Source organism: Armatimonadota bacterium, from assembly GCA_016125185.1.
GTDB lineage: Bacteria > Armatimonadota > Fimbriimonadia > Fimbriimonadales > Fimbriimonadaceae > Fimbriimonas.
Map to the genome: position 1 here is coordinate 148,576 of WGMG01000006.1, position 14,466 is coordinate 163,041.

The window sequence follows — 14,466 nt, forward strand, 5'->3', positions numbered from 1 at the left end:
CAACTGTCCGAAGGAATCTACCGCGTCTGGTTCATCCCAGGAGGCAAAGGCATTCGTTGCAGAAAGAACCGAATTCCCGCCGCAATCAACAGGCCGACAAGCAGGAAGATGCCGCCCACCAGCACGACGCTAGGACCATGCTTCTCTGGTGCGACGACTGCCGTTCCGGCTACCCCGAACTCGTCTTTCACGAGCCGCTCAGACTGATCGCCGACCGCTTTTGTTGCGCCATTGTCCATTTGCATCGCGCCACCCGACTTGTCGCCGGATGAAGCAACTGGATCGCCATTCTCGTCCAAAACCGAGGGGTCATCACCGACCGGTGCCACGGCTCCGTTGAACTTCATCTCTTGGGTTACCTGCGCCTGCGTTTGCTCAGGTCGCTTCAGATGCCATTCTTTGGCTCGGTTGATATCCTGCCCAAAACCAAGGGCCGAACCGGCGCAAAAAGCGACGAGAAATAGAATTCTAAAGCGCATACTTCACCCCTTTGCTTTGCCAAGTTCCGAAGACCAACGCCGGGCTTCGCGGCAGCACGATATCGATCAGCGGCTTCTGCGTGGATGACCGCTCTTTAATCCTCGGATCGTAGTTGCGGTACGACGGGCCACTAAAGTGCGAGTGAGCGCTGTCTTTGCAGATAACCGATCCGTTCAGGATGACGCCGTTTCCGCCCTTGCCCAACTCGCCGCCACTCAGGTTGTTTGTATATACGATGGCGTCAACTTGGTTGACATCCTCCGCGACCTTCTTGAGCGCGGCATCGCCCAGCACGCTCTTGTACCGCATCGTGCCGGTGTAATCGACCGACGTGGCATCGTAGGCTGGAATCGTATTGCCGTTGTCGTCAAGCCGCGGCTTTGTAAATGGTGGCGTCATGTACTTTAGCGTGTTAGCGTTGAACTGAGAGGGATCACCGAAGATCACCGAACCTCGTGCGGCAAGACCCAATACATCCGCCTGCTCGTTCTGGTCGTCGATATCGGTCGGAGACGTCCCGCGAAAGTCCGGCGGCGTGGTATAGCGGAGCGATCCGACCACATGGACATTCCGCCCGGTATAGATCGTGCCTTGGCCCGAAACGTAGCCTTTGATAACCGCATCCTGGCTGATCGTCACGGGACCATGAATCTTGATCGGGTGCGCAGAAGTTCCGACCATGATAGCCGAGCCGACTACGTTCCCGTTGGTCGTGATCCTTTGATAGGCGTTCGTGGTCGAATTCCAAACGTCGATGTAGGCTCCCTGGTTGTAGTTCGGATTGGCGGTCCCGTCCAGATAACTTGCCTTGTCGTCCTTGTAGGTGGAACTCAGCGTTTGATACGACGAAATATCGCTGAGGTCGGGCATGACCGTCTCCTGGGCCGACTCGGCATCCAACAAAGTCGTCGACAGCGGATCGCCGATTTTCTCCAGGCTCCAAGCCTTCGAGCCATTCTTATCCTTTAGGACTGCCCCGTCAACTTCACCAGAAACGACGCTGGCGTCGGAGTCGAAGATGATGTCCTTCCAAAGCTGATACTGCGGACTGTTGCGCGTACCGTGCTTGAGCGGATCATAAGCCTGACGCCATCGCGCCTCGTTGTCGGCGGTTGCTTTCTTGTTGGCCTGGTTCGTTTCGTAGGTCGTCGAGGACCATTTGACGGGGATTCCCGAAATGAGCCCTGTGACTCCCGAGTCGAGCTTAGCGTTCGGACATGCCACCAGCGAGCCATTGTTGGTAAACGTGCCGCTCAGCATCGTATGGTCACCATTCGACTTGATGTCGCCGTTGATGATCAGTGTCTGAGGCGAAAATCCGGTGGCGTAGCCGTAGTTGTTGGTGAACTTCACGTAGTCGAAAACTGAACTGCGCATCAGCTTGAATTCAACTTTTACGTCAACGACCTTTACGGGCTCGTCGCTGTCCAACACACCATTCGAATTCGTATCGAGCCACCCGAGCGTGCGAACCGTTACATCGCGAGTATAAGTGTCGGTTCCTGGCTGAGCGCAATGGATGATCGCGGCGGTGTAGCGTCCAACGCCGTCGATCGCATCTGAAACGGCACCTTTTGGCACGACGGCCGAGGCTGACCCGCACACGGTGTCTAGGTTGCTAAACGACTGAGTCGTCTTAAAAGTCTTCCAAAAGCCTTTGAGGCAATCCTGTGCGCCAGCATCGCAAAGGTGCGACATCGCGTTGTCCTGTCCGCGCCGTCGCGCGTCCCGCAGTTCCTTGGTCGAGGCATCGACGTAGCTCAGAGCGGCGATCGCAATGAGCGACGCCAGAGCCATCGTGATAATGTAGGCGCTTCCGCATCGCGTTCTCATTGTTTCTTCCTCGGGATGTTGCGCAGATAGACGGTCTCGGAAACACAGGACGAGCGCTTGTTATTGACTTGGCCGTCCTTTTGGGTGGCCAGCGTGATCTCAACTCGGCGAGTCAAGACCGTGCCATCGCCACGAAAGGGAAGGAAGGCTTGCTTGGTCAGTGGATCAGCGAGTACTACGTTGGTGGCGATGGGTCGTGGGACTCCGCCCACGACGTTGTCCAGCTCGCCGCCACTGATAATGTACGAGCGGTTAATATTGTCTGAAACGGCCGGGCTGACATAGCTTCCGCTAAGGTCTTTTTTCGGCATCTGGTAGCTGACCGACATCCCATCTTTGGCGACCTTTACAGAAATGGCCTCCTGGAGATCTTTAGAAATCTTGGCAACGGCCACCTGGCTCGAGGCCATGGCGTCCATGTCGCCTCGCCCCTTGGCCCAGGAACCCATGCCCGAAAAATAGATGAAGGTCGCGACTGCGATGGCCCCGACCGAGATTGACGCCGCCACGAGAGCCTCGATGAGCGAAATGCCGCGACGCCGCCTCATAGATCGGCCACCACGGTTCCCAGATCGAACGACCGCGTTTGGGATCGTTCTAGCCACTCCACATGGACCGTGACACGCTTGCTATCCATAGTCACGTCCTGGATTCGAACAGTGGCTTTGCCGTTCGGCAGTTTGCTCGAAATCAATTCGTTTGCGCCAAACGAAACGTTGGTACAGGGGTACGTATCGGTGCCGGCAACAGGCGTCTTACTGTCGATCAGCCCTGCGGTCTTTAGGTCGTCGGCGTTGAGTTTGGCAAAGCCACGGTACTGGAGTTCTTCGATCTGCCGCGTCGCATAGTTGACGGCAAAGTTGTAATACTTGGCTTTAGTTTTGCTGGCGGTGCTGGCGGGCATGGATACGACCGCGATCGCTGCCGCGCAGCCGACAAACATGATTGAGAACAACGTCTCGATGAGCGTAAAGCCCGACTTCCCCATGACCAACTTTTCCCCAACGGACTTGATCCCACACTTTTGCTGGGTCCCACCCGGTGAAAGTGCGAGGTTTAGGCTCGAATCTTGAACCGATATACTGAAAGACGATGTCGCCAGAAGCCCGTTTGAAACGAATTCGCCTCCTCGTCGTTGGCTTCATTATTGGGCTCGCCCTCTCGGGAATCACGGCGTTCCCCCTCACGTGGGAGCTGGACGTCCTCGTTCGAAATTTCGGGCAGGGCGACACCGGCACGGCCATCTGGCTGCGCACTGTTCAAGCTGCCCTACACGAAAACGACGTCAAATATCCGTTCATCGCGTACGGAACGGATTGGCTGGCTTTCGGGCATTTGGTCATCGCGACAGCGTTCTTTGGACCGCTTAAAGACCCTGTCCGAAACAAATGGATTATCGATTGGGGGATCATCGCATGCCTCGCGGTTCCGTTTTTGGCCCTCATCGCGGGACCTATACGAGGAATCCCGGTTACGTGGCGACTTATCGACTGCTCGTTTGGCGTAGTGGGCATCGTCCCGCTGCTTATCGTTCGAAAGGATATACAGATTCTCGAAGTGGCCGCCGAGCCAGGATCATAAATACAAACTATGGGATTCTCATAGACTAGTTGTTAGGGCAAATAAAGAGAGATACCGAAGCCATTCTGGGAACAATGGATTCCCGAAATCGTCCAGAAAATCAAGGTGTCTCATGGGAATCCTGCTGGCTAGCTTGGCATTGGCTCACACGCGATCGACGGCCCTCGATTACGACTTTTCGTCCACGTGCGATGCTCCCACCTACATGATGCTGCTCAGCAGCTTGGCGGACGATCCCGATCGGGTCGAGTACGCGGGCAAATCGGGCCCGACTGCCTCAGGCAACCCCGGCAGCTTCTGGACCATGAAAGGCGTTTGGACCAAGAGCAAGGTCAATCTCCTTGGCGGCATGGGCGACCCGTGGGGCTTCACACTCCCATCCGACGCTCATATCGATTCGATCGACTTCACCACCGACATCCGAGTCGAGAACTCTCACCGCCCGGCGATCATCCTTATCCTGCAGAATGGCAAGACTTACTATGGGGAAGTAAAGGCGGCGCAGCACCACGAGAATGCCTGGCAAACCGTGACTCGCACCTTCCGCGACAAGGACTTTACGCAGCTTCCCAACTACGGCGAAAAACCGCCTCTCCACCTTGGCCATCCCGACTTCGGCCATGGTTCATCGATGCAGTTCCTGGTCGGATTCCGGCAAGACGGCGTGCAGTCATCGGCTGGAAACGAGAAGATCGATTACGACAATATCCACATACATGTCGCGGTCAACTCAGAACAAGCTCATTAACTAGCTCTCAAAAGGTTGGCCTAAACGCCGACAATAGTCGGTAGGGAAGTGAATTTCAGTCATTACTTCAGCTTTTTTCCCTACAAAACCTGACATTAATGCCAGGTTTGCCCTAAAGAGAATGTGGAAACCTGGTCAATATTACAGTGAGCGTGTAGTCTCATGGAGTGGTCTTGAATGCCAAAACTGATTGGATGTGTCGCCGGCCTAGTGGCGCTCGCAGCCGGGATTTTTGGCAATGTCGAACCAGCCCTGTGTCTACAACGCGGCTTTATAGCCTTGATCATTGGGTGGTGCTTGGGAGCAATTTTGCAAGCTCTCGGTGGAAATCCGGTACAACTACAGTTGGTGCAGTCGGAGATCAGGGAACCATCGAATGAGGGAGACAAAGCTGACGCTGCTTAAGAATTGAACCAGGATTAAAAAAATGCCACTCAGCGCAGACCAGCTTCAGAAAGCGTGGAAGGACTTCAAGGTCTTTAAGGACCCCGATGCCCGCGCCGAAATCATCAACCATTTTTCGTATCTCGTAAAGATCACAGCCGGTCGTCTCGTGACCAGTCTGCCTGGTGGCTTGGACAGGGAAGACCTCGTCGGCTCTGGCGTCATCGGTCTCATCAAAGCGGTCGATCAATTCGATCCCACTCGAGATGTTAAGTTTGAGACGTATGCGATCGCCCTTATCCGCGGCGCAATCCTCGAAATGCTTCGCGACGAGGACTGGGTGCCCCGCTCGATCCGCGAGAAGCTGAAGGCGCTTGATCGCACCATGATGTCGCTCGAAACCGAGCTTGGCCGACCCGCCACCGACCACGAAATCGCCGAGACGATGCAGGTTTCGAAGGAAGAGGTCAGCGAACTGATGGTTCGCATGGGTCGCACCAACATCTACAGCCTTGACGACATTCTCGGAACCAGCGACGGCGAAGAGCATGTCTCGTTCCTCGAACTTTTAGCCGACGATGACAGCAACACGTCGGGCGAAGTCGAAGGCAAAGAGATTCGACGAATCCTCACTTCTGGCGTCGACAATCTCCCAGAGCGAGAGCGGCTCGTTATTGCGCTTTACTACTTCGAAGGTCTGACTTTCAAAGAAATCGGACGCGTCTTGGGCGTTAGCGAGAGCCGAGTGTATCAGCTCCACACCCAAGCCATGAATCGCCTCCGCAACCACATGCGGGGAGAAGGCGGGATTCACATTCGGTGATGCCGTGGGCGAAGTCGAACGCGTTAACGCCAGCTATGGAGCTTCTTTTGGAAGCTATGGCCGACGCATAAACGAAGCCGCCCACCGTCAACCGAAGAAAGACGATCACCATCAGGAGCATCATCCCAAGGATGACGCCCTCGAACTTCATGAAGATGGCACCGAGGAAGCCAAACCTCGCGTTCACCAAATTCAACCTGAATCCGACGAACATCTCGATTTGTCGGCATAAGGTCCCTTCTTTGGCACGAATCCTGTATCCTCCTTGTTCTATCTAACGGAATGTCTGATGTTCGCCCGACGGGTACCATGAGCATAGGTATTTTTACTAGGAGAATGGATTCTTTAATGCACAAATCTCTGATCTCGACAATTTCGATTCTCGGTCTAGCTTTTGCCCTCGTGGGATGTAAAGGCGGCAGTTCCAGCGGTGAAAACATGGCGATCGTCAACGGCGTGCCAATTTCTAAGGATGAGTACATCTCGCACCTGGAACGAAAGGTTCAGGTGTTGGTCCAAAGTCAGCAAGGTCCAGTCCAGGCCACCGTTGCCCAACCGCTGAACTTCCAGGCGCTGAACGACCTCGTCAACCAGAAATTGCTCCTCCAAATGGCCAAGAAGGAAAACGTCCTTCCGACCGACGAGGACATCAACAAGGAACTGGAGTTCCAGTCCACCAAGCGATCCGACTTTGTTTCATCTCTGACGGCTCAGGGAATGACCCTTTCTGAAATCAAGAACGAGCTGATGATCTCGCTCTGCCGACACAACCTGCTCAGCAAGGGAATCCACATCAGCGACGCGCAGGTCGACGCCTATATCAAGGACAACCCCAAGCAGTTCGAGACTCCTCCGATGGTCGATCTGACGTGGATCACCCTGAAGAACGCCGACGACAAGCCCAAGGTCGATGCCGACCTCAAATCCGGCCAAACCTTTAGCGTCGTTTCCAAGCAGTACTCCACCCAGACCTCACCGCAGTACCCAACCCGCGACTACACTCGATTCCCGGATCGTCTGAAGCAGGTCGTTGATAAGCTCAACGAGAACGGCACCAGTGAATGGCTGCAAGATGGCGCGACTTGGGTTAAGTTCCACGTCGAGAAGAAGACTCCGGCCGGCAAGATTGAAGTTAAGCCGTGGATGAAGACCGAAATTCAGCGAAGCTTGGCCGAGCAGAAAGGCGCCGCTGCGGTCGACCTCGACAAGCGACTCCTCGACATGCGCAAGCAGGCCGAAATCAATATCACGAAGCCAGGCCTGAAGGAGCGATTTGACCAGCTCTCGCGAACCCTGAAGGAAGCCGATATGAAGAACGGCACCGGCAGTGCAAACAAGGGCGAAGCTCCCGCCGACAACAACGCCGAAGCCAAGAACTAAGGCGAACAAAGAATCCAAACCATTAGCCCCCGACACCGGGGGCTTTTTTCATGCCTTCATAAAGACAAAGCGGCCATCCTGTTCAGGATGACCGCTTGCCTGCGTGACTGGATTACCTTAGGCTGCCACGTTGGTTCCCACGAGGCTCGTGATTAAGAGCCGGACATGCTCGCTCGAGAACTCTTCTGTCTTCAGATACGGCATCATTGCCGCTTCGAGACCCTCGAAATTCGGCGAAAGCCAGCAACCGAGAGGTTCCTTGTTTGAGTCGAGCTTGGTGAGCGTGAGCCGAAGTTGGCCCTGCTCGGGAAATCGGAGTCCGTAATGGACGAGATCGGGGATGGAAGTATATACGCCGTTAACGGAAGAAGTGCCGTCTGAATAGACCTGCTCACTTACCCAGTAGAGTCTTCGAAACATCGTTGTTTTCTGCTCCTAGTGGCATCTGCGCCGAACGGAAGTATACGCGATTCGGATCATCAAAATGCCTAGCCTAAGTTTTCGGACGCCGAATAACTGTCATTGTTGCCAGTATATGAACGTTCATATAGATTTTCGGCACGAAGGCGGCAATATAGAGGCCTATTTCGTCCTTTTATCATCATGAACAAAAAGGCACTCATCGCTGAGTTTATTGGCCCGTTCGCTCTCTGTTATGGAGGAATCCTTTCAATTCACAATTCAGGGGGGAATCTTGTCGTCCCCGCTCTTTGTCATGGTCTTATCATCGCCGTTTTTGTCACTGCCTTTGCTGCCATCAGTGGCGGGCACCTTAATCCTGCCGTTACCTGCGCCTTCATCGCGACCGGCAAGATCAAAATGACCGACGGCATTGCCTACATCGTGTCTCAATGCATTGGGGCCGTGTGCGGTTCACTCGCCGTCCTGGGCTCAGGGCTTGGCAAAGACGTGGTTTCGGGCGGGACTCCCGTTCTTGCGCCCAACCTGACCATGGTGAACGGTATCGTGCTCGAAGCCATCGCGACATTCTTCTTTCTACTGGTCATCTTTGGCACCGCCGTTGACAAGCGCGCACCGAAGATGGGCGGTCTTCTGATCGGGCTGACTATTTCCCTCGACATCCTCGCCATCGGTCCGCTGACTGGCGGCGCGATGAATCCGTCGCGCTGGCTCGGCCCCGCTTTGGTAACGCAGGAGAATCTCGGCAATGTCGTCATCTATTTCGTCGGTCCAATCCTCGGCGCCGTGCTGGGGGCGGTGCTTTACGATAAGGTTCTGGCCCCACAATCAACTGAATGACGGAAATTTTCGTCGGATCTGAAAGAGAAATGCTCGAGCTAGGCGAACGCCTAGCTCGAATGTTTGTGGAAGCCGATCTGGTTCTCTTCGAGGGAGAACTTGGGGCAGGCAAGACGACGCTGATTCGAGGCATCCTGCACGGATTGGGGTGGAAGGATGCGGTGCGCTCACCCACCTACAATCTCTTCTCGGTTTACGACACGGTGCCGCCGGTCCTGCACGCTGATCTGTATCGCGTGGCCAATACTGCGGGAACCGGCATCGAGGACTATCTCGAATCGCATGTATGCCTGGTGGAGTGGCCAAAGGCGCTGGAGGGCGTCGTTGATCTGGACGACGCGAAGCGGATTTCCATCGTCTTCGAGGGCGACGGGCGACGGGTCCGACTGAGTAACATCAATCTATGAGTCTTCGCATCGGGTTGGTGAGCGCCGCCCACGTCCACACGCCGAGCTATGCGCACCAGTTTGCCAACCACGAGCGAACGACGGTCAGCGGCGTCTGGGACGACGATGCGGCGCGAGGAAAGAAGTTTGCCGCCGATCGCGGACTTCGATTTTTCGCCAAGTTGGAAGACCTGCTCGACGAATGCGATGCCGTGGCGATTTCGAGCGAGAACAACAAGCACGCCACCCACATTCAGGCGTGCGCTAACGCCAAGAAACCGATTATCTGCGAAAAGCCGGTTGTCGCGAAACGCGAGGAGTTCGACGTCGTTCGGCGGGCGGTCAGTGACAATGGCGTCAAATTCATGACCGCTTTCCCATGCCGTTTCTCGCCGGCTTACCAAGCTCTGCGGGCGCGCGTTCAGAGCGGCGAAGTGGGAGAGATCCGCGCCATCAACGCTACCAACCGAGGTACCTGCCCAGGACGTTGGTTCACGGATCCGTCGCTGAGCGGCGGCGGTGCGATGATCGACCACGTTGTCCATGTGGCCGATCTTCTGCGCGACCTCCTTGGTCAGGAGCCGAGTTCGGTCTACGCTCAGATCGGGAATAACATGTACGGCCAGGTGTGGGACGACACCGCGATGGTCTCGCTTGAGTACCCGAGCGGCGTTTTTGCCACCCTGGATTCGTCCTGGTCTCGCCCGCCGTCGTTTAAGACTTGGGGCGACGTGACGATGAAGATCGTGGGCGACGACGGGGTGCTCAACCTCGATATGTTCGGGCAGGGAATCGACCTTTATCGCAATGACGCCAAGGTCAGCCACGGCCTCGCCGGTTATGGGAGCGACCTGGACGGCGCGATGGTGGAAGCGTTCATCCGAAGCGTTCTCGACGACGAGCCGATCGCCGTCACCCTGGAGGACGGGCTGGCGGCTGTGTCGGTTTCCCTGCGGGCCTACGAGGCGACGAAGCGAAAGGAAACCGTTGGCGTTTCCTAACTTCGTTAGGTCTGGGCACTATGAATTGATTTCCGCCCGTCTCGCGTAGGAAACAATTCAGATATGGCGATCAAGATTCCTGTTGCTCACGACTTTATTTGCCCCTGGTGTTGGGTCGCCATCGAGCAGATTCGGAAGCTCCGACAGGAATTCGACATCGAGATCGAATGGCGCGGTTACGAGCTACTGCCAGAGTGGATGGAGGATTTGCCATCTGAGTCCAAAACCGAGCCACCCAACAAGCCGCCGCTTCTGTCCCGCTTTCGCTTTCTCCTTGCCGCTGATGGCCTAGAACTGCCGTTGGTGCCCAAGCCGCCGAAGATGCGGTCGTTCAATGCCCATCAGGCGGCTGAATACGCCAAGACCGAGGGCGTGCAGGATGCCTTCATCGAACGCCTGTACGACGCCTTCTGGAAGGAAGGGCGTGAGATCAACCGGCCGCGCGTGATATTGCAACTAGCGGAGGGCATCATCAAGGACTTGGATGCGCTGGCTAATGCGATCGAAACCAAGCAGTTCAAGGCGAACATCGTCGATTTCGACGACGATGCGCATGCGAACGGCGTCTACAACGTCCCGACCTTTTACATTGGCGAACAACGCCTTGCCGAACAGCCTTATTCGGTCCTGAGAAAGGCCATCGCCGAGCTGGCGGGCGAGGAGCCGGTGACGAGCGTCTACGCGGACATCCGCTACGAGAACCCTCATCAGAACCGCCCCTACACCTTCATCAACATGGTGACGACCATCGATGGCAAGATCATCACCGGTGAGCGGAACGAGCCGGTGGGCGACCTTGGAACCAAGACCGACCACTTCCTGATGCACCGCCTGGAGCGCAAGGCCGACTCAATCCTGATGGGAGCCAACAGTCTGCGGGCTACCGGCGGAAACTGGGACCCCAAGACCCCCAAACGAGTCGTGGTGACGGGGAGCGGCAATGTGCCGTGGGACTCGCAGTTCCTCACCAAAGGTGAGCCATTCGTGCTGACGTCTGGCCATGCCAAGATCGATGATCGTCCTGGTGTGACCATCATCCGGGCGGGCGAAGAGCAGATCGATTGGGTCGACGCCCTGCGCCAGTTGAAGGAGCATGGCATCGAGGTTCTCAACGTCCTCGGCGGCAGTGAGATCAACGCCCAACTGCTGGAGCTTGAACTCATCGACGAGCTTTTCCTCACTCTTGCTCCCAAGATTAAGCTGGGTGACGACACCCCAACCTATGCCGGCGGCACGCCGCTCCCGAGGGAGAGGGTGCAAAAGTACACGCTGGTTAGTTGCCAGCCGATCGGCAACGAGGTCTTTCTCCGCTACCGGAAATAAAGTCGCGACACCTGCAACCGCGTATAATCGTCAATTAGATCATGAGGATTTTCGGATATGCTGTTGCGGCCGTCTTGGGCTTGACGGTCGGCGTCAACATGGGGCAACAATTGGAGCCCAAGCAGGGAGCGCCAGCCGATAAGCTCACCGCCCTGACCCTTCGCAACATGGCCCAGGGCCTCGGCTATGAAGTCAAAGTTTTGAATGAAACCGAGGGCAAAGAAAAGTACGAGATCAAGACGAAGACGGCGAACCTCGATGTGCCAATTGGATTGGAGATCAGCCCTAGCACCAACTACATATGGCTGACCGTGTTTCTGGGCGAGAATAATCCGAGCAAGAAGCATGAGGACTTGTTAAAGGAAAACGCCAATCTGCAGCCCACATTCTTTTATATAACGTCGAAAAACAATCTGATGGCGGCCGAGGCGATCGACAACCGAGACGTCTCGTCGGCGATTCTGAAGCGATGCCTGGAAAAGCTTTCGGCCGATATCGACAAGACGTCGAAGGTCTGGGGCGACTCGGGCGCGAAATAGGTTCGGCGGAATTCGCGTAGTAGCATTGTATCGATGATCCGCATCACCCGTCCGTTGGCGCCGATGACCTTTCTGCGCCGCAATACGGGGAAAACGGTCCCCCTGCTTGCGGTCATCTCGCTGGCGGTGATGCTGGTCCAGAGCATCATCGCCCTCATCAACTCGATCCCGCTAAGCATCCGCACGATCTATCGCTATACGGATACGTTCCTGGGCGTGTCGCCTCGGCTCGATCCGACCTTGACGCCGGTCTTTGTCAAGGAACTGACGACCAATCCGCCGGTTCCGATCGATCGCGTCATCCTTTGCCGAGGTAGCGGAGCTCAGGTTAAGAGCATCGTTGGCAAGTGGCCGTTCGCGGTGATGGGTTTCGATTCTGACGACCTGGACTACTATCTTAAGCGCCAACATGTTCAGGGCATCGAGGGGCGGAAGCCAATCGACGGCAAGCCGGAGATGATGGTGAGTGAGCCGGTCGCCAAGAACCTTGGGGCTCACCTTGGGAGCATCATTCTGAAGCCGGACGACTCCGACAACTTTTCTCGCCAACCCGTGAAGCTCGTCGGCATACTGAAGACCGACCGCTGGCTGATGGTCTCCAATAAGAAGTATTTCGCCGATACTCAGCCGATTCCCATCGACTTCGCGCTTATCTTTACCAAGGACCCCGCCCAGCAGAAGACCTACGACCAGTGGGCGGTGAAGAAGATGAAAGGGAAGTTTGCCCAGCTCTTTGCCTATCACGAAATTGAGAAACAAAGCCAGGAAATGTTTGAGGTTTTGTACAGCATTATTGACGCAGTCATTGGCATATTGGTCCTCGTCATCTCGATCATGATGGGCATGCTGATGAACATCTACCAGACCCAGCGCCTGGTGGAGTTCGGCCTGCTCCAGGCCATCGGATTGACTAAACGGCAGCTATTTTGGCGCGTCTTGTCGGAGTCGGTTATCGTCATCATGGGAGGGTGGGTTCTCGGCCTCATCGTGAGTCGAGTCCTCCTAATGGTCCTTAAGCACCAACTGATGGACCCTCACGCGTTCGCCCTCGACGTCTCGGATCCGATGGCCCTCGGTTACACCATTCCCGTTCCGTTCGCCATCCTCATCATCGCTCTCGCGACGATCTGGCTCCGTTTCCGAAAGTTCGATCCGGTGGCGGTCGTCGAAAGGAGGATCGTCTGATGATCGCCGCCGAAGGCGTCTCGCTGATCTACCACGACCACGACCGGGAGGTATTTGCCTGTCGAGACATCGATCTTGCTATCCAACCGAGCGAGTTTGTGGGGATCCTTGGACCTAGTGGCTCGGGGAAAAGTTCGCTCCTTTATTTGCTGAGCGGCCTCAAGAATCCGACCCGGGGAACCGTTACTTTTAGTGGTCAAGACCTCCAGGCGATGGACGACGACGAGCGCGCCTATCTCCGGCTTCGGAAGTTTGGATTCGTGTTCCAGCAACCCTATCTCCTGGGGTACCTGACCGCCCTCGAAAACGTACTCACCACCGCGCCGAAATCGATCGACCGAGCCCGGGGCCTTCTGAGGGACCTAGGACTCGAAGAGAAGATGAACCGCTTCCCTCATGAGCTAAGCGGAGGCGAAAGGCAGCGGGTTTGCGTGGCCCGAGCGCTCATCAATGAACCCGAGGTTATCTTTGCCGATGAACCGACGGCAGCCCTCGACCATCACAACGGTGAACTCGTCGTTCAGATGCTCGACCGGCACCGCCAGGGCGGCTCGCTGGTGATGGTGACCCACGACCCGGCGATGCTCAACGGATCGGATCGGGTGCTCGTAATTAATGACGGAACAATTACGAGAAACTAAGTTGTTGAGTTGACAGAGGCCCCCGACGTGGTATATTTTTGAATTGCGTCACACGGGTAACCGAGTGGCTTCTGTGGAGTCAAATCCACAAAAGGCGAAAACTTAGACGAAGAGATGAGACTGACGGATGGCAACCGGGGAGGCTCAACGAGGTGCTAGAACCAATCGCACAAGGTCGCTCGATTCAAATCGTCCCAATCTCGTCTGGTTTTCCGCGCAAGAGCAATCTTGTGTCTGCGCACGGTCAAGAAAAAGAGGAAAGTGTGATTGTCGAACCTACCGATCATTTTCGTTAGCAGTCTAATGACTGCCGCTCTCGCTGCTGATCCCGAGAAGCTCGGCTTCATGGGATGGCTTCGCCGTCTTGTGGAAGGCAAGCCTAAATTTGAGCCGATGCAGGTGTCCGCACCGCCGCGCATCATCAACGAAGAAGGCTGGACCATGATCCAGTGCGACGACGAAGAGGCCTTCAACGAGTGGCTGGATAAGGACACTGAAGGACTTCCGTTCCGCTTAGGCGAAGAACCGTCGCTGGGCTCCCATTTGCTGATCGAGCTGTTCGGCTGCAATGGCGCGACGCTTGAGAAGGACGACACCGTTGGCGAGGCCATGGTCGACGCCGCGCGCGTCTCCGAGGCGACCATCGTCGCCGAATGCTTCAAGGAATTCAAGCCGTACGGCGTCAGCGGCGCGGTGATCATCCAGGAGTCGCACTACACCATCCACACGTGGCCAGAGCATGGCTACGCGGCTGTGGACCTGTTCTACTGCGGCGGCACCGTCAAGGTCCGACGCGCGGTCGAACTCCTGAAAGAGCGATTCCAGCCCGAGCGAATCAAGTTCCTCGTCGTGCGACGCGGAACCCGAAGCGAAGTCGAGCGCTAAGCGAACTCGAACCGCGA

18 protein-coding genes are annotated in these 14,466 nt (G+C 56.0%); 13 read left to right on the forward strand and 5 right to left on the reverse strand.

Going from position 1 to position 14,466, the window contains the following annotated elements; genetic code table 11:
- Nucleotides 1–17 precede the first annotated feature (17 nt).
- From GC165_08375 to GC165_08390, 4 genes are read right to left on the reverse strand one after another with little or no spacing between them, the layout of a single operon-like run.
- The gene (locus GC165_08375) at nucleotides 18–479 is read right to left on the reverse strand and encodes a hypothetical protein (protein MBI1332881.1); all 462 of its coding nucleotides are present in this window, start codon (nucleotides 477–479) and stop codon (nucleotides 18–20) included.
- Nucleotides 469–2,313 (reverse strand): hypothetical protein, encoded by a 1,845-nt coding sequence (locus GC165_08380; GenBank protein MBI1332882.1) that lies wholly within the window; start codon nucleotides 2,311–2,313, stop codon nucleotides 469–471. Before GC165_08380 ends, GC165_08375 begins: the two co-directional genes overlap by 11 nt.
- On the reverse strand, nucleotides 2,310–2,861 hold the full coding sequence (locus GC165_08385) for a hypothetical protein (GenBank protein MBI1332883.1): 552 nt from the start codon (nucleotides 2,859–2,861) through the stop codon (nucleotides 2,310–2,312). The genes GC165_08380 and GC165_08385 overlap by 4 nt, the downstream gene beginning before the upstream one ends.
- A complete protein-coding gene (locus GC165_08390) occupies nucleotides 2,858–3,301 on the reverse strand; it encodes a hypothetical protein (GenBank protein ID MBI1332884.1) in 444 nt (147 codons plus the stop codon). The genes GC165_08385 and GC165_08390 overlap by 4 nt, the downstream gene beginning before the upstream one ends.
- A gap of 104 nt (nucleotides 3,302–3,405) precedes the next feature.
- Here GC165_08390 and GC165_08395 point away from each other — a divergent pair, with 104 nt between their 5' ends.
- The 5 genes from GC165_08395 (at nucleotide 3,406) to GC165_08415 (ending at nucleotide 7,229) form a co-directional block, all read left to right on the forward strand.
- Nucleotides 3,406–3,894 (forward strand): hypothetical protein, encoded by a 489-nt coding sequence (locus tag GC165_08395; GenBank protein ID MBI1332885.1) that lies wholly within the window; start codon nucleotides 3,406–3,408, stop codon nucleotides 3,892–3,894.
- Nucleotides 3,895–4,006: 112 nt separating this feature from the next.
- Nucleotides 4,007–4,642, forward strand: coding sequence for a hypothetical protein (locus tag GC165_08400; protein ID MBI1332886.1), 636 nt, complete (start codon nucleotides 4,007–4,009; stop codon nucleotides 4,640–4,642).
- A 427-nt stretch (nucleotides 4,643–5,069) separates the two neighbouring features.
- The gene (locus GC165_08405) at nucleotides 5,070–5,849 is read left to right on the forward strand and encodes a FliA/WhiG family RNA polymerase sigma factor (protein ID MBI1332887.1); all 780 of its coding nucleotides are present in this window, start codon (nucleotides 5,070–5,072) and stop codon (nucleotides 5,847–5,849) included.
- A 4-nt stretch (nucleotides 5,850–5,853) separates the two neighbouring features.
- Nucleotides 5,854–6,081 carry a hypothetical protein gene (locus tag GC165_08410; protein ID MBI1332888.1) on the forward strand — a complete coding sequence of 76 codons (228 nt, stop codon included), beginning with the start codon at nucleotides 5,854–5,856 and terminating at the stop codon, nucleotides 6,079–6,081.
- A gap of 50 nt (nucleotides 6,082–6,131) precedes the next feature.
- On the forward strand, nucleotides 6,132–7,229 hold the full coding sequence (locus GC165_08415; protein MBI1332889.1) for a hypothetical protein: 1,098 nt from the start codon (nucleotides 6,132–6,134) through the stop codon (nucleotides 7,227–7,229).
- Nucleotides 7,230–7,346: 117 nt separating this feature from the next.
- Here GC165_08415 and GC165_08420 read toward each other — a convergent pair whose 3' ends face one another.
- Nucleotides 7,347–7,649, reverse strand: a complete 303-nt coding sequence (locus GC165_08420) for a hypothetical protein (protein ID MBI1332890.1) — start codon at nucleotides 7,647–7,649, stop codon at nucleotides 7,347–7,349.
- A gap of 183 nt (nucleotides 7,650–7,832) precedes the next feature.
- On the opposite strand from GC165_08420, the gene GC165_08425 reads away from it, so the two are divergent.
- The 8 genes from GC165_08425 (at nucleotide 7,833) to speD (ending at nucleotide 14,449) form a co-directional block, all read left to right on the forward strand.
- The gene (locus tag GC165_08425; GenBank protein MBI1332891.1) at nucleotides 7,833–8,489 is read left to right on the forward strand and encodes an aquaporin; all 657 of its coding nucleotides are present in this window, start codon (nucleotides 7,833–7,835) and stop codon (nucleotides 8,487–8,489) included.
- On the forward strand, nucleotides 8,486–8,896 hold the full coding sequence (gene tsaE, locus GC165_08430) for a tRNA (adenosine(37)-N6)-threonylcarbamoyltransferase complex ATPase subunit type 1 TsaE (protein MBI1332892.1): 411 nt from the start codon (nucleotides 8,486–8,488) through the stop codon (nucleotides 8,894–8,896). The genes GC165_08425 and tsaE overlap by 4 nt, the downstream gene beginning before the upstream one ends.
- Nucleotides 8,893–9,876, forward strand: coding sequence for a gfo/Idh/MocA family oxidoreductase (locus GC165_08435; GenBank protein ID MBI1332893.1), 984 nt, complete (start codon nucleotides 8,893–8,895; stop codon nucleotides 9,874–9,876). Before tsaE ends, GC165_08435 begins: the two co-directional genes overlap by 4 nt.
- 63 nt (nucleotides 9,877–9,939) lie before the next feature.
- Nucleotides 9,940–11,199, forward strand: coding sequence for a thioredoxin domain-containing protein (locus GC165_08440; protein ID MBI1332894.1), 1,260 nt, complete (start codon nucleotides 9,940–9,942; stop codon nucleotides 11,197–11,199).
- A gap of 41 nt (nucleotides 11,200–11,240) precedes the next feature.
- A complete protein-coding gene (locus GC165_08445; protein ID MBI1332895.1) occupies nucleotides 11,241–11,738 on the forward strand; it encodes a hypothetical protein in 498 nt (165 codons plus the stop codon).
- A 33-nt stretch (nucleotides 11,739–11,771) separates the two neighbouring features.
- Nucleotides 11,772–12,923 (forward strand): FtsX-like permease family protein, encoded by a 1,152-nt coding sequence (locus tag GC165_08450; protein MBI1332896.1) that lies wholly within the window; start codon nucleotides 11,772–11,774, stop codon nucleotides 12,921–12,923.
- Nucleotides 12,923–13,564 carry an ATP-binding cassette domain-containing protein gene (locus tag GC165_08455; protein MBI1332897.1) on the forward strand — a complete coding sequence of 214 codons (642 nt, stop codon included), beginning with the start codon at nucleotides 12,923–12,925 and terminating at the stop codon, nucleotides 13,562–13,564. Before GC165_08450 ends, GC165_08455 begins: the two co-directional genes overlap by 1 nt.
- Nucleotides 13,565–13,867: 303 nt before the next feature.
- Nucleotides 13,868–14,449, forward strand: coding sequence for an adenosylmethionine decarboxylase (speD, locus tag GC165_08460; protein ID MBI1332898.1), 582 nt, complete (start codon nucleotides 13,868–13,870; stop codon nucleotides 14,447–14,449).
- Nucleotides 14,450–14,466 lie beyond the last annotated feature (17 nt).

What these genes read in the sequence shown, in the direction of transcription:
- tsaE (MBI1332892.1), top strand. Translation starts at nt 8,486, where the DNA reads ATGACGGAAATTTTCGTCGGATCTGAAAGAGAAATGCTCGAGCTAGGC.
- GC165_08440 (MBI1332894.1), top strand. Translation starts at nt 9,940, where the DNA reads ATGGCGATCAAGATTCCTGTTGCTCACGACTTTATTTGCCCCTGGTGT.
- GC165_08425 (MBI1332891.1), top strand. Translation starts at nt 7,833, where the DNA reads ATGAACAAAAAGGCACTCATCGCTGAGTTTATTGGCCCGTTCGCTCTC.
- GC165_08435 (MBI1332893.1), top strand. Translation starts at nt 8,893, where the DNA reads ATGAGTCTTCGCATCGGGTTGGTGAGCGCCGCCCACGTCCACACGCCG.
- GC165_08455 (MBI1332897.1), top strand. Translation starts at nt 12,923, where the DNA reads ATGATCGCCGCCGAAGGCGTCTCGCTGATCTACCACGACCACGACCGG.
- GC165_08420 (MBI1332890.1), bottom strand. Translation starts at nt 7,649, where the DNA reads ATGTTTCGAAGACTCTACTGGGTAAGTGAGCAGGTCTATTCAGACGGC.
- GC165_08380 (MBI1332882.1), bottom strand. Translation starts at nt 2,313, where the DNA reads ATGAGAACGCGATGCGGAAGCGCCTACATTATCACGATGGCTCTGGCG.
- GC165_08450 (MBI1332896.1), top strand. Translation starts at nt 11,772, where the DNA reads ATGATCCGCATCACCCGTCCGTTGGCGCCGATGACCTTTCTGCGCCGC.
- GC165_08375 (MBI1332881.1), bottom strand. Translation starts at nt 479, where the DNA reads ATGCGCTTTAGAATTCTATTTCTCGTCGCTTTTTGCGCCGGTTCGGCC.
- GC165_08390 (MBI1332884.1), bottom strand. Translation starts at nt 3,301, where the DNA reads ATGGGGAAGTCGGGCTTTACGCTCATCGAGACGTTGTTCTCAATCATG.
- speD (MBI1332898.1), top strand. Translation starts at nt 13,868, where the DNA reads ATGACTGCCGCTCTCGCTGCTGATCCCGAGAAGCTCGGCTTCATGGGA.
- GC165_08400 (MBI1332886.1), top strand. Translation starts at nt 4,007, where the DNA reads ATGGGAATCCTGCTGGCTAGCTTGGCATTGGCTCACACGCGATCGACG.
- GC165_08445 (MBI1332895.1), top strand. Translation starts at nt 11,241, where the DNA reads ATGAGGATTTTCGGATATGCTGTTGCGGCCGTCTTGGGCTTGACGGTC.
- GC165_08415 (MBI1332889.1), top strand. Translation starts at nt 6,132, where the DNA reads ATGTCTGATGTTCGCCCGACGGGTACCATGAGCATAGGTATTTTTACT.
- GC165_08385 (MBI1332883.1), bottom strand. Translation starts at nt 2,861, where the DNA reads ATGAGGCGGCGTCGCGGCATTTCGCTCATCGAGGCTCTCGTGGCGGCG.
- GC165_08395 (MBI1332885.1), top strand. Translation starts at nt 3,406, where the DNA reads ATGTCGCCAGAAGCCCGTTTGAAACGAATTCGCCTCCTCGTCGTTGGC.
- GC165_08405 (MBI1332887.1), top strand. Translation starts at nt 5,070, where the DNA reads ATGCCACTCAGCGCAGACCAGCTTCAGAAAGCGTGGAAGGACTTCAAG.